This is a genomic window from Serratia sp. 2C06 (assembly GCF_050037615.1).
In the GTDB taxonomy this organism is placed as follows: Bacteria; Pseudomonadota; Gammaproteobacteria; order Enterobacterales; family Enterobacteriaceae; genus Serratia; species Serratia ureilytica.
This window is the reverse complement of record NZ_CP188299.1, coordinates 1,036,611-1,059,133: the sequence shown is the minus strand read 5'-3', so window position 1 is coordinate 1,059,133 and position 22,523 is coordinate 1,036,611. Positions and strand designations below refer to the sequence as shown.

21 protein-coding genes are annotated in these 22,523 nt (G+C 60.3%); 10 read left to right on the top strand and 11 right to left on the bottom strand.

Going from position 1 to position 22,523, the window contains the following annotated elements:
• Positions 1–265 precede the first annotated feature (265 nt).
• The 5 genes from typA to fabY all read left to right on the top strand — a co-directional run bounded on the left by typA (position 266) and on the right by fabY (position 5,194).
• Entirely contained in the window at positions 266–2,089 is a 1,824-nt protein-coding gene (gene typA / locus ACP3TA_RS05485; RefSeq protein WP_004931243.1) for a ribosome-dependent GTPase TypA, read from the top strand.
• A 166-nt stretch (positions 2,090–2,255) separates the two neighbouring features.
• Positions 2,256–2,846 carry a glucose-1-phosphatase gene (gene yihX / locus ACP3TA_RS05480; RefSeq protein ID WP_103101904.1) on the top strand — a complete coding sequence of 197 codons (591 nt, stop codon included), beginning with the start codon at positions 2,256–2,258 and terminating at the stop codon, positions 2,844–2,846.
• 51 nt (positions 2,847–2,897) lie between these two features.
• Positions 2,898–3,791, top strand: coding sequence for a virulence factor BrkB family protein (locus ACP3TA_RS05475; protein ID WP_025304713.1), 894 nt, complete (start codon positions 2,898–2,900; stop codon positions 3,789–3,791).
• Positions 3,788–4,225 (top strand): D-aminoacyl-tRNA deacylase, encoded by a 438-nt coding sequence (gene dtd / locus ACP3TA_RS05470; protein WP_025304712.1) that lies wholly within the window; start codon positions 3,788–3,790, stop codon positions 4,223–4,225. The genes ACP3TA_RS05475 and dtd overlap by 4 nt, the downstream gene beginning before the upstream one ends.
• 21 nt (positions 4,226–4,246) lie before the next feature.
• Entirely contained in the window at positions 4,247–5,194 is a 948-nt protein-coding gene (gene fabY / locus ACP3TA_RS05465) for a fatty acid biosynthesis protein FabY (RefSeq protein ID WP_426784559.1), read from the top strand.
• Positions 5,195–5,232: 38 nt separating this feature from the next.
• On the opposite strand, the gene ACP3TA_RS05460 is transcribed toward fabY, so the two are convergent.
• Complete coding sequence (locus ACP3TA_RS05460; protein WP_089197557.1) at positions 5,233–6,894, bottom strand: AsmA family protein; 1,662 nt, start codon at positions 6,892–6,894, stop codon at positions 5,233–5,235.
• A 128-nt stretch (positions 6,895–7,022) separates the two neighbouring features.
• Complete coding sequence (locus ACP3TA_RS05455; protein ID WP_197845540.1) at positions 7,023–8,423, bottom strand: nucleobase:cation symporter-2 family protein; 1,401 nt, start codon at positions 8,421–8,423, stop codon at positions 7,023–7,025.
• A gap of 241 nt (positions 8,424–8,664) precedes the next feature.
• Between ACP3TA_RS05455 and gltS the strand changes: the two genes are divergently transcribed.
• A complete protein-coding gene (gltS, locus tag ACP3TA_RS05450) occupies positions 8,665–9,876 on the top strand; it encodes a sodium/glutamate symporter (protein ID WP_033645177.1) in 1,212 nt (403 codons plus the stop codon).
• A gap of 42 nt (positions 9,877–9,918) precedes the next feature.
• On the opposite strand, the gene recG is transcribed toward gltS, so the two are convergent.
• The 6 genes from recG to ACP3TA_RS05420 all read right to left on the bottom strand — a co-directional run bounded on the left by recG (position 9,919) and on the right by ACP3TA_RS05420 (position 16,610).
• Positions 9,919–12,000 carry an ATP-dependent DNA helicase RecG gene (gene recG / locus ACP3TA_RS05445; RefSeq protein WP_033645178.1) on the bottom strand — a complete coding sequence of 694 codons (2,082 nt, stop codon included), beginning with the start codon at positions 11,998–12,000 and terminating at the stop codon, positions 9,919–9,921.
• The gene (gene trmH, locus ACP3TA_RS05440) at positions 11,997–12,692 is read right to left on the bottom strand and encodes a tRNA (guanosine(18)-2'-O)-methyltransferase TrmH (RefSeq protein WP_004931227.1); all 696 of its coding nucleotides are present in this window, start codon (positions 12,690–12,692) and stop codon (positions 11,997–11,999) included. The genes recG and trmH overlap by 4 nt, the downstream gene beginning before the upstream one ends.
• A 5-nt stretch (positions 12,693–12,697) precedes the next feature.
• The gene (gene spoT / locus ACP3TA_RS05435; RefSeq protein ID WP_015379445.1) at positions 12,698–14,809 is read right to left on the bottom strand and encodes a bifunctional GTP diphosphokinase/guanosine-3',5'-bis pyrophosphate 3'-pyrophosphohydrolase; all 2,112 of its coding nucleotides are present in this window, start codon (positions 14,807–14,809) and stop codon (positions 12,698–12,700) included.
• A gap of 18 nt (positions 14,810–14,827) precedes the next feature.
• Positions 14,828–15,103: a DNA-directed RNA polymerase subunit omega gene (gene rpoZ / locus ACP3TA_RS05430; protein WP_004931221.1), complete on the bottom strand. Its 276-nt coding sequence runs from the start codon at positions 15,101–15,103 to the stop codon at positions 14,828–14,830.
• Positions 15,104–15,157: 54 nt separating this feature from the next.
• Positions 15,158–15,781 (bottom strand): guanylate kinase, encoded by a 624-nt coding sequence (gmk, locus tag ACP3TA_RS05425; protein WP_033636481.1) that lies wholly within the window; start codon positions 15,779–15,781, stop codon positions 15,158–15,160.
• Positions 15,782–15,992: 211 nt separating this feature from the next.
• Positions 15,993–16,610 (bottom strand): trimeric intracellular cation channel family protein, encoded by a 618-nt coding sequence (locus ACP3TA_RS05420; RefSeq protein ID WP_025304704.1) that lies wholly within the window; start codon positions 16,608–16,610, stop codon positions 15,993–15,995.
• Positions 16,611–16,863: 253 nt separating this feature from the next.
• Here ACP3TA_RS05420 and ACP3TA_RS05415 point away from each other — a divergent pair, with 253 nt between their 5' ends.
• Positions 16,864–17,298 (top strand): DUF3574 domain-containing protein, encoded by a 435-nt coding sequence (locus ACP3TA_RS05415; protein ID WP_047573283.1) that lies wholly within the window; start codon positions 16,864–16,866, stop codon positions 17,296–17,298.
• Positions 17,299–17,332: 34 nt separating this feature from the next.
• Here the strand turns inward: ACP3TA_RS05415 and ACP3TA_RS05410 are convergent, their stop codons facing one another.
• Positions 17,333–18,517: a NupC/NupG family nucleoside CNT transporter gene (locus ACP3TA_RS05410; RefSeq protein WP_089195310.1), complete on the bottom strand. Its 1,185-nt coding sequence runs from the start codon at positions 18,515–18,517 to the stop codon at positions 17,333–17,335.
• A 375-nt stretch (positions 18,518–18,892) separates the two neighbouring features.
• Between ACP3TA_RS05410 and ACP3TA_RS05405 the strand changes: the two genes are divergently transcribed.
• A complete protein-coding gene (locus ACP3TA_RS05405; RefSeq protein ID WP_047573286.1) occupies positions 18,893–19,282 on the top strand; it encodes a hypothetical protein in 390 nt (129 codons plus the stop codon).
• A 54-nt stretch (positions 19,283–19,336) separates the two neighbouring features.
• Here the strand turns inward: ACP3TA_RS05405 and ACP3TA_RS05400 are convergent, their stop codons facing one another.
• Positions 19,337–20,200 (bottom strand): YicC/YloC family endoribonuclease, encoded by an 864-nt coding sequence (locus tag ACP3TA_RS05400; RefSeq protein WP_426784556.1) that lies wholly within the window; start codon positions 20,198–20,200, stop codon positions 19,337–19,339.
• A 126-nt stretch (positions 20,201–20,326) separates the two neighbouring features.
• Here ACP3TA_RS05400 and rph point away from each other — a divergent pair, with 126 nt between their 5' ends.
• Positions 20,327–21,043, top strand: coding sequence for a ribonuclease PH (gene rph / locus ACP3TA_RS05395; RefSeq protein WP_025160305.1), 717 nt, complete (start codon positions 20,327–20,329; stop codon positions 21,041–21,043).
• Between the two features lie 96 nt (positions 21,044–21,139).
• Positions 21,140–21,781 carry an orotate phosphoribosyltransferase gene (pyrE, locus tag ACP3TA_RS05390; RefSeq protein WP_004931204.1) on the top strand — a complete coding sequence of 214 codons (642 nt, stop codon included), beginning with the start codon at positions 21,140–21,142 and terminating at the stop codon, positions 21,779–21,781.
• A gap of 31 nt (positions 21,782–21,812) precedes the next feature.
• On the opposite strand, the gene slmA is transcribed toward pyrE, so the two are convergent.
• On the bottom strand, positions 21,813–22,409 hold the full coding sequence (slmA, locus tag ACP3TA_RS05385; RefSeq protein ID WP_025304700.1) for a nucleoid occlusion factor SlmA: 597 nt from the start codon (positions 22,407–22,409) through the stop codon (positions 21,813–21,815).
• Positions 22,410–22,523 lie beyond the last annotated feature (114 nt).

Genomic DNA, 22,523 nt, shown 5'->3' with positions numbered 1-22,523 from the left:
AAAAGGCTTTCATCGCCTTTCTGCGCGGGTTTTACCCAGACACAGTATGCACCATCAGCGATAATTTGCACCGTCATGGTGCAATAAGGGTGGGGGTGGGCACTGAAATGGTGCAAAAGTGCAACGATTGCGGCTTTTTGCACCGTGAAAGGGATCACAAACTGACCGGTACGCGGTTGTTTATAAGAGATGGTTGTGATCTTGTTTAGTCCCTCGCTTAATACGTGTACAATAGCGCGCTATTTCTAATGCCCGAGGCAAAGCTGTGATCGAAAATTTGCGTAACATCGCCATTATTGCCCACGTTGACCATGGTAAAACCACCCTGGTTGACAAGCTGCTGCAACAATCCGGTACTTTCGGAGAGCGTGCGGAAGCCACCGAACGCGTAATGGACTCCAACGATTTGGAGAAAGAGCGTGGGATTACCATCCTCGCAAAAAACACCGCCATTAATTGGAATGGTTACCGCATCAACATCGTGGATACCCCAGGACACGCCGACTTCGGCGGTGAGGTAGAGCGCGTGATGTCGATGGTTGACTCGGTGCTGCTGGTTGTGGATGCAATGGATGGCCCTATGCCGCAAACCCGCTTCGTGACCAAAAAGGCGTTCGCCAACGGTCTGAAGCCGATCGTGGTAATCAACAAGGTTGACCGCCCTGGCGCGCGCCCTGACTGGGTTGTGGATCAGGTGTTCGACCTGTTCGTGAACCTCGACGCGACCGACGAGCAGCTCGACTTCCCGATCATCTACGCTTCTGCGCTGAACGGCATCGCCGGCGTCGACCACACCGACATGGCGGAAGACATGACCCCGCTGTATCAGGCGATCGTCGACCACGTGTCTGCGCCGCAGGTTGAGCTGGAAGCGCCATTCCAGATGCAGATCTCCCAGTTGGACTACAACAACTACCTGGGCGTTATCGGCATCGGCCGCATCAAGCGCGGTAAAGTGAAGCCGAACCAGCAGGTCACCATCATCGACAGCGAAGGTAAAACTCGCAACGGTAAAGTGGGTAAAGTGCTGGGTCACCTGGGTCTGGAGCGTATCGACAGCACCCTGGCGGAAGCGGGCGACATCATCGCCATCACCGGCCTGGGCGAGCTGAACATCTCCGACACCATCTGCGACACCAACGCCGTAGAAGCGCTGCCGGCGCTGTCCGTCGACGAACCGACCGTAACCATGTTCTTCAACGTCAACACCTCGCCGTTCTGCGGTAAAGAAGGTAAGTACGTGACGTCGCGTCAGATCCTTGACCGTCTGAACAAAGAGCTGGTGCACAACGTGGCGCTGCGCGTTGAAGAAACCGACGATGCGGACGCCTTCCGCGTATCCGGTCGTGGCGAGCTGCACCTGTCGGTGCTGATCGAAAACATGCGCCGTGAAGGTTTCGAGCTGGCGGTTTCCCGTCCGAAAGTTATCTTCCGCGAAATCGATGGCCGTAAGCAGGAGCCATTCGAGAACGTGACGCTGGATATCGAAGAACAGCATCAGGGTTCCGTGATGCAGGCGATGGGTGAGCGTAAAGCCGACCTGAAAAACATGGATCCGGACGGTAAGGGCCGCGTGCGTCTCGACTACGTGATCCCAAGCCGCGGTCTGATCGGCTTCCGTAACGAATTCATGACAATGACTTCGGGTACCGGTCTGCTGTACTCCACCTTCAGCCACTACGACGATGTGCGTCCGGGCGAAGTGGGCCAGCGTCAGAACGGCGTGCTGATCTCCAACGGCCAGGGCAAAGCGGTCGCGTTCGCGCTGTTCGGCCTGCAGGATCGCGGCAAGCTGTTCCTGGGCCACGGTGCGGAAGTGTATGAAGGCCAGATCATCGGTATTCACTCACGTTCCAACGACCTGACCGTAAACTGCCTGACCGGTAAGAAGCTGACCAACATGCGTGCTTCCGGTACCGACGAAGCGACTACCCTGGTTCCGGCCATCAAAATGACCCTGGAGCAAGCTCTGGAGTTCATCGATGACGACGAACTGGTAGAAGTGACGCCAACCTCGATCCGTATCCGTAAGCGTCACCTGACGGAAAACGATCGTAAGCGTGCCAGCCGCGGTCCAAAAGACGCTTAATCGCTGATTGAGTGTCTCATGCTTAGGGCGCGGCTCTCGCGCCCTGAGTTTTTTCCTCTGTTGTTCCCCGTTTGTGCGGCGCGCTATGCGCTTTTCCGTTCGCTCCCTGTTCAGCTGTTCCTTTTCCCGCTACAGTGAAATCTCACCGGCCCATCAGGAGAGGACTATGCTGTATATCTTTGATTTAGGTAATGTGATCGTCGATATCGATTTCAAGCGTGTGCTGGGCGTGTGGAGCAATTTGAGCGGCACGCCGTTGGCGGTGCTGTCCGATCGTTTCGCCATGGGTGAGGTGTTCCAGCAACATGAGCGCGGTGAAATCAGCGACGAAGACTTCGCCGGCAAGCTGTGCGATGAAATGGGCATCGCGCTCAGCTTCGAACAATTCGCCACCGGCTGGCAGGCGGTATTCGTCGCGCTGCGCCCGGAAGTGATCGACATCATGCAGCGCCTGCGCAACGAAGGCCACCGGGTGGTGGTGCTGTCGAACACCAACCGTCTGCACTGCAACTACTGGCCGCAGCACTATCCTGAAGTGGCCGCCGCCGCCGATCATCTCTATTTGTCGCAAGATCTCGGCATGCGCAAACCTGAAGCTGACATCTACCGGCATGTGCTGGCCGCGGAAAACACCGCCGCCGCCGACGCGGTGTTCTTTGACGATCACCCGGCGAACGTCCTCGCCGCGCAGGCGCTGGGGATCAAGACGGTGCACGTCACCGATCGCGACGTGGTGCCGGCCTATTTTGCTCAATGAGCGCTGGGCGCGTTAAGCTTAAGGCGTATCAACGGACATCAAGGAGTGACCATGTCGTTTTTCCGCCGCAAGAAGCTGCCTTCTGCGATTAAGCCAAGCGTCACCTTCGGACGGCTGCTGTACCAACGCATCGACCACGATGGCCTGACGATGTTGGCGGGCCATCTCGCCTACGTTTCCCTGCTGTCGCTGGTGCCGCTGGTCACCGTGGTGTTCGCCCTGTTCGCCGCTTTCCCGATGTTTTCCGACATCAGCGAACAGCTGAAGAGCTTCATCTTTTCCAATTTCGTGCCAGCCGCCGGCAACGTCATCCAGAACTACCTGGAACAGTTCGTCGCCAATTCCAACAAGATGACCGCCGTCGGCACCTGCGGGCTGATCGTTACCGCGTTGCTGTTGATCTCCTCGGTGGACAGCGTGCTGAACACCATCTGGCGCAGCAAGAACAAACGGCCGATCGTCTTCTCCTTCGCCGTGTACTGGATGGTGCTGACGCTGGGGCCGCTGCTGGTGGGCGCCAGCATGGCCATCAGTTCCTACCTGCTGTCGCTCAACTGGCTGGCGCAGACCGGCGTCAACGGCCTGGTGGATCAGGTGCTGCGCATCTTTCCGCTAATTTTGTCGTGCATCTCCTTCTGGCTGCTGTATTGCATCGTGCCGACGGTGCGCGTGCCGCCCAAAGACGCGCTGATTGGCGCGGTGGTGGCCGGATTGCTGTTCGAGCTGGGTAAGAAGGGATTCGCGCTGTACGTCACCATGTTCCCCTCCTATCAGCTGATTTACGGCGTGCTGGCGGTGATCCCGATTTTATTCCTGTGGGTCTACTGGAGCTGGTGTATCGTGTTACTCGGCGCGGAAATCACCGTGACCATCGGCGAATACCGCGACTACCGCCGGCAGAAGGCGGAGCAACAGGAACAAAAACCAGAAGGGCAGCAGGAATGATTGCGTTGATTCAACGGGTGTTAAACGCCAGCGTCACGGTGGGTGGCGAGACAGTAGGCAAGATTGGCCCCGGTTTGTTAGTGTTATTGGGCGTGGAGCAGGGCGATAACGAGCAAAAAGCGCAGCGCCTGTGCGAACGCGTGTTGGGATACCGCATTTTCGGCGACGAGAACGACAAGATGAATCTCAACGTCCAGCAGGCCGGGGGCAGCGTGCTGGTCGTTTCGCAGTTCACCCTGGCGGCGGACACCCAAAAGGGCATGCGGCCCAGCTTCTCGCGCGGTGCTGCGCCGCAGGAAGCCGATCGGTTGTATCAATATTTTGTTGGCCAGTGCCGCGAACGCGGCGTAGAGACCCAGACCGGCGAGTTCGCCGCCGACATGCAGGTGGCGCTGGTCAACGATGGTCCGGTGACATTCTGGCTACAGGTCTAAGCATTCGGAGAACAGGCGTCTATGTATCACCTACGAGTACCCGTAACAGAGCAAGAACTGAAGGAGTATTACCAGTTTCGCTGGGAAATGCTGCGCAAGCCGCTGCACCAGCCGGTGGGTTCGGAAAAGGATGCCTATGACGCCATGGCCCATCACCAAATGGTGGTGGACGAGGGCGGTAAAATCGTCGCCATCGGGCGGCTGTACATCAATGCCGACAACGAGGCGGCGATCCGTTTTCTGGCGGTAGACCCGACGCTGCAGGATAAAGGGCTGGGGACGCTGGTGGCGATGACGCTGGAGTCCGTTGCGCGGCAGGAGGGCGTGAAGCGGGTGGTGTGTAGCGCCCGCGAGGACGCGGTGGACTTCTTCGCCAAACTGGGCTTCGTCAATCAGGGCGAGATCACCGCGCCGCAGACCACCCCGATCCGCCACTTTTTGATGATCAAACCGGTGGCGACGCTCGACGATATCCTGCATCGCCCCGACTGGTGCGGCCAACTGCAGCAGGCCTGGTATGAACATATCCCGCTGAGCGAAAAGATGGGCGTGCGCATCAGCCAATACACCGGCCAGCGCTTCGTCACCACCATGCCGGAAATCGGCAACCAGAATCCACACCATACGCTGTTCGCCGGCAGCCTGTTCTCGCTGGCGACGCTGACCGCCTGGGGGCTGATTTGGCTGCTGCTGCGCGAGCGCCATCTCGGCGGCACCATCATTCTGGCGGACGCGCACATTCGCTACAGCAAACCGATCACCGGCAGGCCGCGGGCGGTGGCGGATCTCGGCTCGCTGAGCGGCGATTTGGCGCGTCTGGCGCGCGGCCGCCGCGCGCGCGTACACGCCGAAGTACATCTGTTCGGCGACGAGGACAAGGGCGCAGTGTTCGAAGGCACCTACATGGTGTTGCCGGCCGAGCCGGATGTGCCGTTGGAACAGGGCGGCTCTGAAGCGCTGGAGGAGTAAGGCGGCGGCCCTGCCCTGAGGGCGGGCCGCGCAGTGCACTACGGCAGTTGTTGGTTCACCGCTTGGCCGTCGCCGGCGGTGGCCTGCAGATTGCCTTTCAATGAGGCCTTGAACGGCCCATCGCTGTTCAGCAGCCCTTTCAACTGCAGCTCGAGGTTGCCGTCTCCCGTCAGCGGCACCGGCTGCCATCCCCATTGCTGCAAGGTGTTGATCGGTACCGAACGGCCGTGCAGCGTCAACTGGAACGGCTTGCCCGGCAGCTGATCGACGGTCGCTTTGGCCTCAAGCAACCCATTGGGCATAAAGGCGCTGAGCTCGGTGACGGCGATCTGGTTGGCGTCGGCGTTCAGCGCCAGCGAAGGGCGCCGCACGTCGATTTTGTTGAAGGTGGCCTCGCTGCCGTTCAGGTTCAGCGAACCGGACCAAATGCCCCACTGGTGGTCGCGCGCCAGCAGCAGGTTGCTGCCGTAACCGTCCAGCGCGGTGATCTGGAACGGGAATGCCGGGTTGATATCGATAATCAGATTGCGGTTGGTGGTCAGCTTGGTGACGTACACCTCCGCCAGCCAGTCCGGCAGCGGTTTCAGCCACAGCTCGCGCCAGTCGATAGGCAGGGTGTACTCCAGCGCCGCCATGGCCACTTCATCCAGCTGCAGGCGTTTGCCGGCGCGCAGCCAGTTGCCGGAGGTGCGCAGCAGCCCGCCTTCCCAGCGGGTGGTGAACTGCTGAATGGCGATGCCGGCGGAAGAGAGCCGCAGGGTGGCGATCGGATCGATCAGGTGGAAACCGCCGTTGACCACGTCGCCGGCGTTGACGTTGAGCGAGCCGTCTTCACTGCGCCAGTCGCCTTTTTCGACGCTGACGTTTTGCAGCGACAGGTCGAGATCGTTAACCGCCCACGCCTTGCCTTCCAGGCGCGCATCGATCAGATCGAAACGCTTGAGGGTGACCGGCGGCAGAGCGGTGAAGCGCCGCATGAATTCCGCCAATGTCATCGGGGTCTGCATGCGCACGCCGCTCAGCCGCAGGCGATCCACCTGCCAGCTGCCGTCGGTGGCGCGGCTGGCCACGCCGGTCAGGTCGCCCTGCGCCAGATCGGCGCCGAAGTTGTTCAACAGCAACTGGCCCTGTTTTTGCTCCCCCTGCACCAACACCTTCGAGGCGGGGATGCCGTTCAGCGTCATCGAACCGGCGCTGAACTGGAACTGGTTGTTGTCCCCCAGCAGATGGCCGGCCAGCGGGCGCCACGGCGTGATGCCGGCATTGACCTGCTGCGCGTTGAGCTGCCACTCGCTATCGTTGGACTGCAGCGCCATGTTGCTCAGTTGCAGCACGTCGGCCTGTACGGGCAGCGCAGCAGCCTGTGGCTGCACGTTCAGCGTGCCGTCGCGCAGCGTGACGCTGTAAAAATAGCGCGGTTCGGTGATTTGGCGCAGGCTGAGGCCGAGATCGACGCGTTTGGCGACCAGCGCCTGAGGTTGGCCGCTGCGCGCCAGCTGCACGTCTTCCAGACCGATCTGGCCCGGCTGATTCCACGAGTGGGTGATTTTTCCTATCGACAGGCGGTATTCGCTGTTGTCGCTGATCCAGGCGCTCAGACGGCCTGCCGCCCAGCGGGTTTGCCCCACCAGATACAGCACCACCACCGCCAGCACGATCAGCAGCAGCAACGTCAGCAACAGCTTTCCGATAAATTTCATCGTCTACATCCGCATCGGTCAAAAAAGATACCCTGTTTATGCCGCAATTGGCCGGGCATCTCAAGGGCAATGGTCTGATAGACAATAAAAAACGGCCGCAAGCGGCCGTTTGAACGCCAATGGGCGGGTTACTTTTTCTCGTGTTCCTGCGGGAACACCAGGTTCAGCACGATGGCGGTAATGCCGCCGGCGGCGATACCGGAAGAGAGCAGGGTTTTCAGCCAGTCCGGCGCGAACTGCAGGATCAGCGGCTGCTGGGAGACGCCCATGCCGACGGCCAGCGACAGCGCCATGATCATGATAGCGCGCCGGTTCAGGCGTTCGCGCGACACGATGCGCACGCCGGAGGCGGCGATGGTGCCGAACATCACGATGGTCGCGCCGCCCAGTACCGGCTCGGGGATGTGCTGCACGAAGCCGGCCACCGCCGGGAACAGCCCCAGCGCGATCAGCATCAGCGCCACCACGAAGCCGACGTAGCGGCTGGCGACGCCGGTCAGCTGGATCACGCCGTTGTTCTGGCCGAAGCAGGAGTTGGGGAAGGTGTTGAACACCGCCGACAGCATCGAGTTCAGGCCGTTGGCCAGTACGCCCCCTTTCAGACGCTTCATGTACAGCGGCCCGCTGACCGGCTGTTCGGAGACGTCAGAGGTGGCGGTGATGTCGCCGATGGTTTCCAGCGAGGTGACCATAAAGATCAGCATCAGCGGCAGCAACAGGTTCCAGTCGAAGCCCAGGCCGTAATAGAGCGGCGTTGGAATGGTAATCGCCGCCGTCGGTGCCGCCGGAGCGTTGGTGGGCAGCATGTCCATCGCCCAGGCCAGCAGGTAGCCGACCGCCATGGCGATCACCAGCGAAGCGACGCGCAGGTAAGGGTTGCGCTGGCGGTTCAGCAGGATGATGACCGCCAGCACCGCGCCGGCCAGCAGCAGGTTTTTCGGCGAGCCGAAGCTGTGGTCGTTCATCGCGGCATAGCCGCCGCCGATCGAGGTCAGGCCGACCTGAATCAGCGACAGGCCGATGATCATCACCACGATGCCGGAAACCAGCGGGGTGATGATGCGGCGCGCCAGATGCAGCACGCGCGACAGCAAAATTTCGGTGCAGGAGGCGACCATCAGGGTGCCGAACAGCGCGGCCATCATGGTCGGCACGTCGGCGCCGCCGTTTTTCAGCGCCAGGCCGCCCATGATCAATGGCGAAACGAAGTTGAAGCTGGTGCCCTGAATCGACAGCAGCCCGGAGCCCACCGGCCCCCAGGTTTTGATTTGCAGAATGGAAGCCAGACCGGAAGCGAACAGCGACATGCTGATGATGTGTTGGGTATCCTGCGCCGGCAGACCCAGCGCCTGGCAGATCAGCAGCGCCGGAGTGATCACCGCAACGAACATCGCCAACAGGTGCTGGCCGGCGGCAAACAGCGTTTGTGGCAGCGGCGGGCGGTCTTCGAGGCGATAAATCAGTTCGCTGGCGCGGGGTTCAGAGGCGGTTTGGCGTGCGGCATCAAGCTCGGAGGATGACATGCTCATGGTGTGGCGTTTCCAGATACGGCAAAGCAGGCATTTTAATGCGCCGCCCCGCAAAAGCAAACGGTTGCGCCTAAAATATTATGTTGCCGACTTTCCCGTTTATGTCGCATTTTCATTCATTTTTTCTTGTCATCTCAGCGTTTTTTACTTCTAATCCTGCACTCATCAAGTTTAAAAACTACGTGGTTTTCTATAACTTATTATTTTTATTTGGATCTTTTCCCTTACATGGAGTACCTGGATGTTTCATCTTGATACTTATGGCACGTTAGTCGCGGCGACGCTGGTTTTGCTCCTTGGGGGCAAGTGCGTCAGAAGCATTCCTCTGCTGCGAAAATATACCATTCCCGCTCCCGTCGCCGGCGGTTTGCTGGTGGCCCTCCTGCTGTTAGTCCTGAAAAAATTCGCCAACTGGGAAATCAGCTTTGACATGTCGTTGAAGGATCCGCTGATGCTGGCCTTCTTCGCCACTATCGGCCTGAACGCCAACCTGGCGCGGTTGCGCGCCGGCGGCAAAGCGCTGATGGTATTCCTGTTCGTGGTGTTGGGGCTGCTGCTGGTGCAGAACGCCATCGGCATCGGCATGGCGAAAATGCTGGGGCTGGATCCGTTGATGGGCCTGATCGCCGGGTCGATCACCCTGTCGGGCGGCCACGGCACCGGGGCGGCCTGGAGCAAGCTGTTCATCGAGCGCTACGGCTTTGAAAACGCGACGGAAGTCGCCATGGCCTGCGCCACCTTCGGCCTGGTGCTGGGCGGCCTGATCGGCGGCCCGGTGGCGCGCTATCTGGTTAAACACTCCTCTACGCCGGAAGGCACACCGGAAGACAGCGTGCAGCCGAGCGGCTTCGAGAAGCCGGAAAGCGGCCGCCTGATCACCTCGCTGGTGATGATTGAAACCATCGCCATGATCGCCATTTGTTTGAGCCTGGGGCAGCTGATTGCCGGTCTGCTGAGCGGTACGGTGTTTGAACTGCCTAACTTCGTTTGCGTGCTGTTCGTCGGGGTGATCCTCAGCAACACGCTGGCCTTCACCGGTTTCTATACCGTGTTCGAGCGGGCGGTATCGGTGCTGGGCAACGTCAGCTTGTCGCTGTTCCTGGCGATGGCGTTGATGAGCCTGCGCCTGTGGGAGCTGGCTTCGCTGGCGCTGCCGATGCTGGCGATCCTGGCCGTACAGACGCTGGTGATGGCGCTGTACGCGATCTTCGTCACCTACCGGGTGATGGGCAAGAACTACGATGCGGCGGTGCTGGCCGCCGGCCACTGCGGCTTCGGCATGGGCGCCACGCCGACGGCGATCGCCAACATGCAAGCGATCACCGATCGCTTCGGCCCGTCGCACCTGGCATTTCTGGTGGTGCCGATGGTGGGGGCGTTCTTTATCGATATCGCCAACGCCATCGTCATCAAGCTGTATCTGCTGTTGCCGGTGTTCCCGGCGGTGGGGTGATATCGCGAGTCATCATGAGAAGGGCGCCTGCGGCGCCCTTTTTTATGCGTTGGAGTAGCGCGCCTTCTCCGGCAGCCAGCGTTCGATCAGCGCCTGGGCGTGTTCCGGGTAGTGCTGATGGAGATGGCGAGCGACGCGCTGCACTTCGGGGATCATCGCCTGGTCGCGCAACAGGTCCGCCACCTTGAATTCGGCGCTGCCGGTCTGGCGGGTGCCGAGCAGCTCGCCCGGGCCGCGGATCTCCAGATCGCGCTGCGCGATGACGAAGCCGTCGTTGCTGTCGCGCAGCACCTGCAGGCGCGTTTGCGCGGTTTTGCTCAGCGGCGTTTTGTACAGCAGCACGCAGTGTGAAGCCACCGCGCCGCGCCCTACGCGGCCGCGCAGCTGGTGCAGCTGCGCCAGGCCCAGCCGTTCCGGGTTTTCGATGATCATCAGGCTGGCGTTCGGCACGTCGACGCCGACCTCGATCACCGTGGTGGCGACCAACAGCTGCAGCTCGCCCTGTTTAAACGCCTGCATCACCGCCTGCTTTTCCTGCGCTTTCATGCGGCCGTGCACCAGCGCCACCTTCAGCTCCGGCAGCGCGGCTTTCAATTCTTCCCAGGTGGCTTCCGCCGCCTGCGCTTCCAGCAGCTCGGACTCTTCGATCAGCGTACACACCCAGTAAGCCTGCCGTCCTTCTTCCAGACAGGCGTTTTTCACCCGTTGAATGATGTCGGCGCGGCGGGTATCGGGAATGGCGACGGTGGTCACCGGCGTGCGGCCCGGCGGCAGCTCGTCGATGACCGAGGTATCGAGATCGGCATAGGCGGTCATCGCCAGCGTGCGCGGGATCGGCGTGGCGGTCATGATCAGCTGATGGGCATGGAAGCCTTGCTCTTCGCCTTTCTCCCACAGCGCCAGCCGCTGATGCACCCCGAAGCGGTGCTGCTCATCAATGATCACCAGCGCCAGGCCGTTGAACTGAACCTGCTCCTGGAAGATGGCGTGGGTGCCGACCACCATCGACACCTGGCCGCTGGCGATGGCTTCCTGCTGCGCGATGCGCGCCTTGCCTTTCTGTTTGCCCGCCAGCCAGCCGACCTCCAGCCCCAGCGGCTCGAACCACTGGCGGAAGTTGTTGGCATGCTGTTCGGCCAGCAGCTCGGTCGGCGCCATCAGCGCCACCTGCTTGCCGTGCGCGATGGCGCGCAGCGCCGCCAGCGCCGCCACCAGCGTTTTGCCGGAGCCGACGTCGCCCTGCACCAGCCGCATCATCGGGAAGTCTTTTTGCATATCGGCTTCGATGTCGGCCACCACGCGCGTTTGCGCGCCGGTTGGCGAGAACGGCAACTGGGCGAGAAAACGGTTTTTCAGCCGATCGTCCGGCAGCAGCGGCTGTGCCTGATAACTCTGCGCGCCGGCACGCACCGCCAGCATGCTGAGGTTATGCGCCAGCAGCTCTTCGAGGATCAGACGCTTTTGCGCCGGGTGTTTGCCCAGCTCCAGATCCGCCAGCTGGATGTCCGGCGGCGGGCGATGCAGGGTGTGCAGCGCCTGCGGCAGGCTCATCAGGCCGCCGCTCAGCTCCGGCGGCAGCAGTTCGGCGATGGCGCAGGTATCCAGCAGCTCCAGCGCCTGGTCGGTCAGCTTGCGCAGCGTGGCCTGCCGCACCCCCTCGGTGGTGGGGTAGACCGGCGTCAGCGACTCCTGCAGCTCAACCTCGCTGGTTTCGCCCTGAATACGGTACTCCGGATGGATGATCTCCGCGCCGTGGTTGCCGCGTTTGATCTCGCCGTAGGCGGTCACGCGGCGGCCGGTGGCCAGGCTGTTCTTCATTGCGGCGTTGAAGTTGAAGAACCGCATGGTGAGGATGCCGGTGCCGTCGCTGATCTGGCAGGTCAGCATGCGGCGGCGGCCGAAGCTGATGTCGCTGCGCAGCACTTCCCCTTCTACCGTGGCGTAGATGCCTGGCAGCAGATCGTTGATCGGGTAGAGGCGGGTGCGGTCTTCGTAGCGCAGCGGCAGGTGCAGCAGCAGATCCTGAATGGTGTCGAGGCCAAGCTTGGCCAGTTTGCCCGCCTGGCTGGCGCCAACCCCGGAAAGCGTGGTGAGTGGGACAGCATCCAGCAGGCGGCCTTTCATTTGCGCACCGTCGCCTGCATGGCCGCCCACCATTCGGCGCTGGCGACCACCTGGCCCTGTTCGTCGATCTGCGGACGCGGCAGCCCCTTGCGCTTGGCCACGTTGGCCAGCACCGGATAGCCGCCTTCGAACAGCAGACGCTGCTGCTCTTCTTCGTCCAGCATGCTGTTGTCGCGGCGATACAGGCCGGCGTTTTGCCGCTGGCGCTGCGCCTCATACAGGATCAGCGCCGAAGCCACGGAGACGTTGAGCGATTGCACCATGCCGATCATCGGAATGACGATGTCCTGATCGGCGAGCGCCAGCGCTTCTTCGGTGATGCCGGTTTTTTCCTGGCCGAGCAGCACGCAGGTTGGCCGAGTGTAGTCCACCTCGCGGAAATCGACCGCGCGCGCAGACAGGTTGGTGGCCAGAATTTGCATGCCCTGCGCTTTCAGGTGGCCGACCGCGTCGCCGATGGTGCGATGGGTCTTGACGCTGACCCAGCTGTTGCTGCCGGCGGCGGAGGAAACCAGGGTGCGCATGCGGGTGGTGGGCCACACGGCGTGGACCTGATGCACGCCGACGGCGTCGGCGGTGCGGATAATGGCGGAGACGTTATGCGGTTTGTGCACTTGCTCCAGGCAGACCGTCAAATCCGGCTGCCGGGTCGCGAGCATTTCACAAATCCGCGCATAGCGTTCAGGACTCATAAGCGCTAGTTTCGGTTGCGGTTAACTTTGATCACATCCGGCATGATACGGATTTTACGCATAATGTTTGCCAAATGGATGCGATCGCGGGTGGTCAAGCGGATAAAGGCGCTATAAACCCGACCGTCTTTCTCTTCGGTGTTCAGGCTCTGAATATTGGATTCGGCCGCGTTGATTGCCGCCGTCAGGTTGGCCAGCGCGCCCTGGTGGTTAAACATATCCACCTTGATCTCGGCGATGAACTCCTGCTCGGTCTCTTTATCCCACTCGACCGCCATGAACTTCTCAGGCTCTTTCTGATAGCCGCGAATATTGCGGCAGGATTCATGGTGGATCACCAGCCCTTTGCCCGGGCTGACGTGAGCGATAATCGGGTCGCCCGGAATCGGACGGCAGCACTTGGCGAAGGTGATCAACACGCCGTCGGCGCCCTTGATGGCCAGGTTGCGCACGCCGGAGGTGGTGCCCAGGCTGGACTGATCGCCCTGCAGGTTCTTCGCCACCACTACGCTCATGGCGTTGCCGAGGCCGATTTCCGCCAGCAGATCGTCCAGCGTCGCCAGCTTCATGCGGTCCAGCTCGTGCTGAATGTTTTCCTGCGGGATTTCGGCCAGCTTGCGGCTGCCGCCCAACGCATGGTTGAGCAGACGGCGGCCGAGGCCGACGGAGTCGTCGCGCTTGAGGTTCTTCAACATCTGGCGAATCTTGGCGCGCGCTTTCGAGCTGACCACGAAGTTCAGCCAGGCGGCGTTGGGCCGTGCGCCCGGCGCGGTGATGATCTCGACGGTCTGGCCGCTGGTCAGCGACTGCGACAGCGGGTATGGCTGACGATCGACGCGTGCGCCGACGCAGGCATGGCCGATATCGGTATGCACCGCATAGGCAAAGTCGACCGGCGTGGCGCCGGCGGGCAGCTCGACGATGCGGCCTTCCGGGGTGAAAACGTAAATCTCATCCGGGAACAGATCGGATTTGACGCTCTCGATAAATTCAAACGAACTACCGGCGCTTTGCTGCAGCTCCAGCAGGCTTTGCATCCAGCGTTGGGCGCGGATCTGCGCCGTGGTGCCGGTTTCGCCCTGTTCTCTTTCCTTGTAAGCCCAGTGCGCGGCCACCCCCATCTCAGCCATCTGGTCCATGTCTTCGGTGCGGATCTGCACTTCGACCGGCACGCCGTGCGGGCCGATCAGCGAGGTATGGAGCGATTGATAGCCGTTGGCCTTGGGAATGGCGATGTAATCTTTCACCCGCCCCGGGCGCGGTTTATACAGGCTGTGCACCTGGCCGAGCACGCGGTAGCAGGTATCGACCTCTTTCACGATCACCCGGAACGCGTAGATATCCATGATGGAATGGAAACGCTGTTCTTTCAGGTGCATCTTGAGGTAGATGGAGTAGAGGTGTTTTTCCCTTCCGCTGACGCGGCAGGCGATGCCGGCCTCGGTCAGCCGCCCTTCGATCTCGGAGAGGATTTTTTGAATCATCTCTTTGCGGTTGCCGCGCGCGGCTTTCACCACTTCCTTGATCACGCGATAACGGTTTGGGTACAGCGCCTCGAAGCCCAGCTCTTCCAGCTCGGTTTTCAGGTGATGAATACCCAGACGGTGGGCGAGGGGGCTGTAGATTTCCAGGGTTTCACGCGCGATGCGCCGGCGTTTGTCGGGGCGCAGCGAACCGAGGGTGCGCATGTTGTGCGTACGGTCGGCCAGCTTGATCAGCACGACGCGGATATCCTGCACCATCGCCATGATCATCTTGCGGAAGTTTTCCGCCTGCGCTTCTTTCTTGTCCTGGAACTTCAGCTTGTCGAGCTTGGAGACGCCCTCAACCAGTTCGGCGACGCTCTTGCCGAACAGCTGTTCCATATCTTGATAGGTGGCTGGGGTGTCTTCGATGACGTCGTGCAGCAACGCCGCCATCAGCGTCTCGTGATCGAGACGCATTTCCGCCAGGATGCAGGCCACGGCGACCGGGTGAGTAATGTAGGGCTCACCGCTGGAGCGTGTCTGGCCCTCGTGCGCGTCGCGCGCGACGAGGTATGCCTGTTTGAGGCGCTTAATCTGCTCCTCGGGCAGGTAACGTTGAATCAGCAGATTCAGGCTTTCAAACAGGTACAAGGCGGACTCGCAGTCTAATTAACGACGACCTTCAGCAATCGCGGTAACCGCTTGAATCTCTGCGGCTTCCTGCTCTTGCTGTTCCTGGCGCTCACGCACGTCGAGGATCTGGCTGGTGATCAGGCCTTCTTCGATTTCGCGCAGGGCGATAACGGTGTACTTGTCGTTCTCTTCCGGAACCAGTGCATCTTTGCCGCCGGTCTGGATCTGACGCGCCCGACGAGCAGCGACCAACACCAGGTCAAAACGGTTACCAATTTTCTCTACAGCGTCTTGAACAGTTACGCGTGCCATATTTGTGCTACTCCACAGGTGACGAAAAGACTGGGCATGATACTGAAACTGCCTTCAGTCTGCCAATAGTTTGCTGATTAAAGCGTCATGCCGCAGCAACTGGCGGCCCAAACGCAGGCGTTCGGCGCGAATGATGGTCTTCAGATCGGACAGCGCCAGATCGAAATCATCGTTCACGATCAGGTAATCGTACTCCGCGTAATGCGTCATTTCCGCCACGGCCTGAGCCATGCGTTTGGCGATCACCTCTTCGGAATCCTGCCCGCGCCCACGCAGGCGGCGGCCCAGTTCTTCCTTCGACGGCGGCAGAATGAAGATGCTGCGCGCCTGCGGCATTTTGGCGCGGATTTGCTGCGCGCCCTGCCAGTCGATATCCAGAAACACATCCACGCCGGTCGACAAGACTTGTTCGATGGCGGCGCGCGAGGTGCCGTAATAGTTGCCGAACACTTCGGCGTGCTCAAGAAACGCGTCCTGCTCGATCATCCGGCGGAATTCGTCTTTCGAGACGAAGAAATAGTGCTCGCCGTGATTTTCACCCGGGCGACTGTCGCGCGTGGTGTGCGAAACCGAAACCTGCGTGTCGTACAGCGGTTGCGTCTTTAACAAAGCCTGAATCAGACTTGATTTACCTGCGCCACTGGGAGCAGAGACAATATAAAGCGTGCCTTGAGCCATGATGATGTTCGTTGATAACGGTTGATATGCCAAAAACAGCGGATGTGTATTTTCTCCGCACAGTATACACGGCTAACGCGCCGGGTGCAGCGTTAGCTCGCATTTTGCCCGCGGCTTTGCGTGGAAAAAGCGCCGAAAGGGCGAATATGCGCGCTGAAGGGCGACATTTTTGCAGTTTTGGCCTCGGCGGCGGCGCGTTGCCGCCCCGAGATCAGTGATCCGGATGCTGGTAGTTGAACACCGGCAGGCCGAGGCGGAAGCGCAGGGCGATAAGACGCGCGCTCAGGCCGGCGACCAAGGTGAGGATCACCACCAGATTGTGCGGCAGGCTGAGGTGCTGCAGGCCGATATACAGCCAGGCGGCGCTGAAGGAGATGCCGGCGTAGATCTCCTTCTGGAAAACCAGCGGGATGCGGTTGCAGAACATATCGCGCAGCACCCCGCCAAAGACGCCGGTGATCACCGCGGCGATGGCGGCGATAATGGCGCTGTGCCCCATATCCAGGGCCACCTGCGCGCCGATGATGGAGAAGACGATCAGGCCGACGGCGTCGAGCACCAGGAACAGGCGGCGCAGATGGCGCATCAGAGGAGCCACCCAGGTGGTGACGATCGCCGCTATCGCGACGATGACGATGTATTCCGGGTGTTTGACCCAGCCCAACGGAAAATGCCCGAGCAACATATCGCGCACCGACCCGCCGCCGATTGCGGTGACAGAGGCGATGATGATCACGCCGAACATGTCCATTTGGCGGCGGCCGGCCGCCAGCGCGCCGGTCATGGCTTCGGCGGTAATGCCGATGATATAAAGGATGCTCAGTAACATAAGGGGTTCACAGCGTAATTGCGTCAGAATGATGGCCGGCAGGGTAATCGCCGCCGAGGACGCGCGCCACTGAGTTTTTTTCACCGATGGCGTTTCGGATTAATATAGCTAATCCAAAATCCATTTTTATTGCCGATAACCAGCCTTTTTTAACATCTGGCTGTTAATAAAAGCATTAGAAATTTCGCGCTAATTTCCATCGCTGACTATGATTTTTGCAGCGAATCCTTCAACCGAAAAATCGAGATTGCAGATGAAAAACTCCCCGAGACTGGCCGCCGGCGCCATGGTGGCTGCCCTGCTGCTGAGCGGCTGCGTGGCGCCAGGCCACCAGGCTGTTTCCCCCACCCCGGCTTGTCGCACCGGCGATCCGCTGGTGCAGACAACGCTCTACTTCGGCCTGAACCGGCCGGCGGGGCCGGCGATCACCGCCGCCGAGTGGCAAACCTTCGTCGATAGCCAGGTGACGCCGCGTTTTAAAGACGGGCTGACGGTGTTTGATGCCAAAGGGCAGTGGCTGGGTCACGACGGCAAGCTGGCGCGCGAGAACAGCAAGGCGCTGCTGTTGATCCATGCGCCGGGCAAAGAGAGCGAGGCGAATATCGAGGCGCTGCGCAGCGGCTATAAGCAGCAGTTTGCGCAGGATTCGGTAATGCGGGTGGATGCGCCGGTGTGCGTGGCGTTTTAAAGCGAACTCCCGGCCCTGCGGCCGGGAGTGGGGATTACAGCACCAGGCCGGCGATGGCCGCCGACAACAGGCTCACCAGCGTCGAGCCGTAAACCAGCTTCAGGCCAAAACGGGAAACCACGTTGCCTTGCTGCTCGTTCAGTCCTTTGATGGCGCCGGCGACGATGCCGATGGAGGCGAAGTTGGCGAACGACACCAGGAACACCGACAAAATGCCCAGCCCGCGCGGCGACAGCTCCGCCGCGATCTTCTTCAGTTCAATCATCGCCACGAATTCGTTGGCCACCAGTTTGGTCGCCATGATGCTGCCCGCCTTCAGGGCCTCCTCCGCAGGGATGCCGATCAGCCAGGCCAGCGGATAGAACACGTAGCCGAGGATTTGCTGGAAGCTGATGCCGAGCACCGCCGAGAACAGCGCATTGATGGCGGAGATCAGCGCGATAAAGCCGATCAGCATCGCCGCGATGATCATCGCAATTTTGAAGCCGGCCAGAATGTACTCGCCCAACATTTCGAAGAAGCTCTGATCTTCGTGCAGCTTGTTCAGCTTCAGCTCCGGCTCGTCTTCGACCTGATACGGGTTGATGATCGACAGGATGATGAAGGTGCTGAACATATTAAGGATCAACGCCGCCACCACGTACTGCGCGTCGATCATCGACATGTAGGCGCCGACGATGGAGAGCGATACCGTCGACATGGCGGTCGCGGCCATGGTGTACATGCGGCGTGGCGAGATGTCGCCGATGATGCCCTTGTAGGCGATGAAGTTCTCCGACTGCCCCAGCACCAGCGTGCTGACGGCGTTGAACGATTCCAGCTTGCCCATGCCGTTGACCTTGGACAGCAGGGTGCCCACCAGACGGATGATCAGCGGCAGGATGCGGAAATGCTGCAAAATGCCGATCAGGGCGGAAATAAAGATGATAGGGCACAAAACGCCGAGGAAGATAAACGCCAGGCCATCTTTGCTCATGCCGCCGAACACGAACTCCGACCCTTGTGCGGCGTAGGCGAGCAGGGTGTCGAAGAAGCCGGCGACGTGTTTGATCACGCTGAGCCCGCTGGCGGAGTGCAGGAAGAAATAGGCCAGCGCGCCTTCGATCACCAACAGCTGGATGATATAGCGCAGGCGGATTTTCTTGCGATTATTGCTGACCAGCAGCGCCAGGGCGATGATCACCACCAGGGCCATAATAAATTGCAGAATTTGTGGCATAAACGGTCCGTACGGTTCACGGGCAGGAAAAAAACACATTTAGCCACAGCATCGCCGTCCTTTCATTACCTTGCGTGATAATTAGAACAAAATACTTATGGCGTGCGGGATATCTTGCCGATTGTCATCCGCACGCGCTGCTCGGCAGTTTTTCATAAGCCCCCGAAGTGCCTTAGTGAGCCGTCTTCCATGATGCCTGCCGGCTCGCAGCCTGATGCAACCACCGTCCCGCACGTTCAGGCACCTGGAATCTGGCTCGCAATGGGCGATTTTTCATGGCGCAAAGCGTGGCTTTCTTGGCTGAGGAAGAGAAACATGTTTGGACAAGGCGCCGGTCGCGATCGGCGCGCATTTTATCGAACAAGGAGACGAACGATGAATATCGGCACGTTGCTCAGGGCGCTGGCCAACGGCGTTAATCCCGACACCGGCGAGCTATTGAGACCGGCTTCAGCGGCCTGCGCGCCGGAGGCTATCCGCCTGCTGTTCGCGTTGGCCGACGAGTTTGACGGTGAATCTGAACTGCAGAAAAAAGCCAGGCTGACGCCGGAAGAAAAGCGGCAGAAGAATCTGGCCGAGGGCCGGCCGGCCAATGCCTACTTCCCCTGGCCGGAAGAAGAAAAACTGCGGCTGCGCGAGAGCCATGCGGCCGGGGCGACGCTGGAAGCGCTGAGCGATGAGTTCGAGCGCTCAACCTGGAGCATTGCGGTGCAACTGCAGAAAATGGGGTTGATGGGGGAAGAGCAAGCGGCCGCCTATCGCTGATTTATAGCCATAAAAAAGCCCGCGTGGCGCGGGCTTGATGGCGTGCGGAGCGGATCACTCGACATTCTGGATCTGCTCGCGCATTTGCTCGATCAACACCTTCAGCTCGATGGCGGAGGCGGTGACGTCGGCATTGATTGACTTGGAGGCCAGGGTGTTCGATTCGCGGTTGAATTCCTGCATCATAAAGTCGAGGCGGCGGCCGACGGCTTCTTTCTTCTTCAGGATGTTGTGCGTCTCTTTCACGTGCGCTTCCAGGCGGTCCAGTTCTTCGGCGACGTCGATGCGCTGCGCCATCAGCACCAGCTCTTGCTCCAGGCGAGTGTTTTCCAGCTGCACCTGCGCCTCTTCCAGCTTGCTGACCAGGCGCTCGCGCTGCCATTGCAGGATGTTCGGCATCTGGGCGCGCACTTTGACCACTTCGGCGCTGACGCCGTCGAGGCGCTGTTCGATCAGCGTTTTCAGCGCGGCGCCTTCGCTTTCGCGTGCGACGATAAAGTCATCCAGCGCGCCGTCCAGCGCTTGCATCAGCTCGGCGCTGATGGCGTCCAGATCCTGCTCCTGCGCGGACATCACGCCCGGCCAGCGCAGCACGTCGATCGGGTTGATTTCCCCTTCGTCGCTCTGCATTTTCACCCAGTTGGCGGCTTCGACCAGCTGTTTGGCCAGTTTTTCGTTCAGGATCAGCGAGCTTTGCGCGCTTGGATCCAGTTCAAAACGCAGGTTGCATTCGACTTTGCCGCGGGTCAGGCGGCCACGGATACGTTCACGGATCACCGGCTCCAGGCTGCGGAATTGTTCCGGCAGGCGGATGTAGGTTTCTAAGTAGCGCTGGTTAACGGAACGCAGCTCCCAGGCTGCGCTGCCCCATTCACCCTTGATTTCACGCCGGGCGTAGGCGGTCATGCTGCGGATCATTGATGCGTACCCGTAATAGGAAAAGATGGGGCGATTATAGCGTCGCGGCTGCGGGCAGGATAGGCATTACGTCACGAAGCCCGTATAATGCGCAGCCAATAGTTGATTTGAAGCCGGAGAGAGCCCATGCGTCCTGCAGGCAGAGCACCACAGCAAGTTCGCCCCCTGACACTGACCCGTCACTATACCAAACACGCTGAAGGTTCAGTGCTGGTTGAGTTTGGCGATACCAAAGTCTTGTGCACCGCCACGGTAGAAGAGGGCGTTCCGCGCTTCCTGAAAGGCCAGGGGCAAGGTTGGATCACCGCCGAGTACGGCATGCTGCCGCGCTCCACCCACAGCCGCAACGCCCGTGAAGCCGCCAAAGGCAAACAGGGTGGCCGCACGCTGGAGATCCAGCGCCTGATCGCCCGTTCGCTGCGCGCCGCGGTGGATCTGAAAAAGCTCGGTGAATTCACCATCACTCTCGACTGCGACGTACTGCAGGCCGACGGCGGTACCCGCACCGCTTCCATCTCCGGCGCCTGCGTGGCGCTGGCCGATGCGCTGAACACCCTGGTGGCCAACGGTAAGCTGAAAGCCAATCCGATGAAGGGCATGGTGGCGGCGGTTTCCGTCGGCATCGTCAACGGCGAAGCGCTGTGCGATCTGGAGTATGTGGAAGATTCCGCGGCGGAAACCGACATGAACGTGGTGATGATGGAAGACGGCCGCATGATTGAAGTGCAGGGCACCGCCGAAGGCGAGCCGTTCAGCCACGATGAGCTGTTGGCGCTATTGGCGCTGGCCCGAGGAGGCATCGAAACCATCTTCCAGGCGCAGAAAGCGGCGCTGGCGGACTAATTTTTCAAGGCGACTGAGAAGTCGCCTTTTTTATGCCCGCCGATCGGGCGGCAGTAATGACAAGACCCAAGCAGATTCAGACGAGGAGAAGCAGTAATGAAAGCCTATCAGCGCCAGTTTATCGAGTTCGCGCTTAACAAGCAGGTATTGAAATTCGGCGAGTTCACCCTGAAATCCGGCCGCACCAGCCCGTATTTCTTCAACGCCGGCCTGTTTAATACCGGGCGCGATCTTGCGCTGTTGGGGCGCTTCTATGCCGAAGCCCTGATGGATTCCGGCATCGATTTCGATCTGCTGTTTGGCCCGGCCTATAAAGGCATTCCTATCGCCACTACCACGGCGGTTGCGCTGGCGGAACACCATGAGCGCGACGTGCCTTACTGCTTTAACCGCAAGGAAGCCAAGACCCACGGCGAGGGCGGTTCGCTGGTGGGCAGCCCGCTGCAGGGCCGCGTGATGCTGGTGGATGATGTGATCACCGCCGGTACCGCGATCCGTGAGTCGATGGAAATCATCGGCGCCAGCGGCGCTTCGTTGGCGGGCGTGCTGATCTCCCTCGACCGTCAGGAACGCGGCCGCGCGGATATCTCAGCCATTCAGGAAGTGGAACGCGACTATCACTGCAAGGTGATTTCGATCGTGACGCTGAAGGACCTGATCGCTTATCTGGAAGAGAAACCGGAAATGGCGGACCACCTGGCGGCGGTGCGCGCTTACCGCGAGCAGTACGGGGTATAAATAAAAACGCCGGGCATGCCCGGCGTTTTCGTTATTGCAGCTGTGCCGCCAATAGCGGCCAGCGGGCGTCGAATTCCTGCGTTGGACGATAGCGGAATTCCGAACGCACATAGCGCGACAACATGCCTTCGCAGAAGGCCAGCAGTTGGCTGGCCAACAGCGTTTCATCGACGATGAAGCCTTTGCCTTCGCGCAATTTGCGCTCTTTCAGCACCTGACGCAGCTGCGCCTCGATACGTTCGAACAGCTGGTTGATGCGGCCCTGCAGGCGATCCTGTTCAAACATCAGCGCGTGGCCGGTCATGATGCGCGTCAGCCCCGGGTTACGTTCCGCAAAGCCCAGAATCAGCAGTAAAATCAGGCGCAGACGATTAAACGTCTCTTTCTCGTCCTGCAAGATCAGGTTGATGCGGGTGATCAGGCTGTCTTCGATAAACTCGATCAGACTGTCGAACATCCGTGTCTTGCTGGGGAAATGCCGGTACAGCGCAGCTTCAGAAACACCCACGTTTGCGGCGAGCTTGGCGGTGGTAATGCGCTGGCTGCCGTCGCTGGATTCCAGCATCTGGGCTAACGCCTGCAATATTTCCTCGCGCCGATTCCTTTTCGTATTTTCTTTTTCTGCCATGTCTGATTAGACCCTTGCTAAAACTTAACTGACGGAAACCCGGGCACCGGCCGCTGCAGAGCAGGCTCTGTGCGGCTTATGTGATAGCTTTTTTACGATGCTGGGGTCAGCGGC

Excerpts from the sequence above, each read along its gene's own strand:
- yihX (WP_103101904.1), top strand. The coding sequence starts at position 2,256 with ATGCTGTATATCTTTGATTTAGGTAATGTGATCGTCGATATCGATTTC.
- ACP3TA_RS05475 (WP_025304713.1), top strand. The coding sequence starts at position 2,898 with ATGTCGTTTTTCCGCCGCAAGAAGCTGCCTTCTGCGATTAAGCCAAGC.
- dtd (WP_025304712.1), top strand. The coding sequence starts at position 3,788 with ATGATTGCGTTGATTCAACGGGTGTTAAACGCCAGCGTCACGGTGGGT.
- fabY (WP_426784559.1), top strand. The coding sequence starts at position 4,247 with ATGTATCACCTACGAGTACCCGTAACAGAGCAAGAACTGAAGGAGTAT.
- ACP3TA_RS05460 (WP_089197557.1), bottom strand. The coding sequence starts at position 6,894 with ATGAAATTTATCGGAAAGCTGTTGCTGACGTTGCTGCTGCTGATCGTG.
- ACP3TA_RS05455 (WP_197845540.1), bottom strand. The coding sequence starts at position 8,423 with ATGAGCATGTCATCCTCCGAGCTTGATGCCGCACGCCAAACCGCCTCT.
- gltS (WP_033645177.1), top strand. The coding sequence starts at position 8,665 with ATGTTTCATCTTGATACTTATGGCACGTTAGTCGCGGCGACGCTGGTT.
- recG (WP_033645178.1), bottom strand. The coding sequence starts at position 12,000 with ATGAAAGGCCGCCTGCTGGATGCTGTCCCACTCACCACGCTTTCCGGG.
- trmH (WP_004931227.1), bottom strand. The coding sequence starts at position 12,692 with ATGAGTCCTGAACGCTATGCGCGGATTTGTGAAATGCTCGCGACCCGG.
- rpoZ (WP_004931221.1), bottom strand. The coding sequence starts at position 15,103 with ATGGCACGCGTAACTGTTCAAGACGCTGTAGAGAAAATTGGTAACCGT.
- gmk (WP_033636481.1), bottom strand. The coding sequence starts at position 15,781 with ATGGCTCAAGGCACGCTTTATATTGTCTCTGCTCCCAGTGGCGCAGGT.
- ACP3TA_RS05420 (WP_025304704.1), bottom strand. The coding sequence starts at position 16,610 with ATGTTACTGAGCATCCTTTATATCATCGGCATTACCGCCGAAGCCATG.
- ACP3TA_RS05415 (WP_047573283.1), top strand. The coding sequence starts at position 16,864 with ATGAAAAACTCCCCGAGACTGGCCGCCGGCGCCATGGTGGCTGCCCTG.
- ACP3TA_RS05410 (WP_089195310.1), bottom strand. The coding sequence starts at position 18,517 with ATGCCACAAATTCTGCAATTTATTATGGCCCTGGTGGTGATCATCGCC.
- ACP3TA_RS05405 (WP_047573286.1), top strand. The coding sequence starts at position 18,893 with ATGAATATCGGCACGTTGCTCAGGGCGCTGGCCAACGGCGTTAATCCC.
- ACP3TA_RS05400 (WP_426784556.1), bottom strand. The coding sequence starts at position 20,200 with ATGATCCGCAGCATGACCGCCTACGCCCGGCGTGAAATCAAGGGTGAA.
- rph (WP_025160305.1), top strand. The coding sequence starts at position 20,327 with ATGCGTCCTGCAGGCAGAGCACCACAGCAAGTTCGCCCCCTGACACTG.
- pyrE (WP_004931204.1), top strand. The coding sequence starts at position 21,140 with ATGAAAGCCTATCAGCGCCAGTTTATCGAGTTCGCGCTTAACAAGCAG.
- slmA (WP_025304700.1), bottom strand. The coding sequence starts at position 22,409 with ATGGCAGAAAAAGAAAATACGAAAAGGAATCGGCGCGAGGAAATATTG.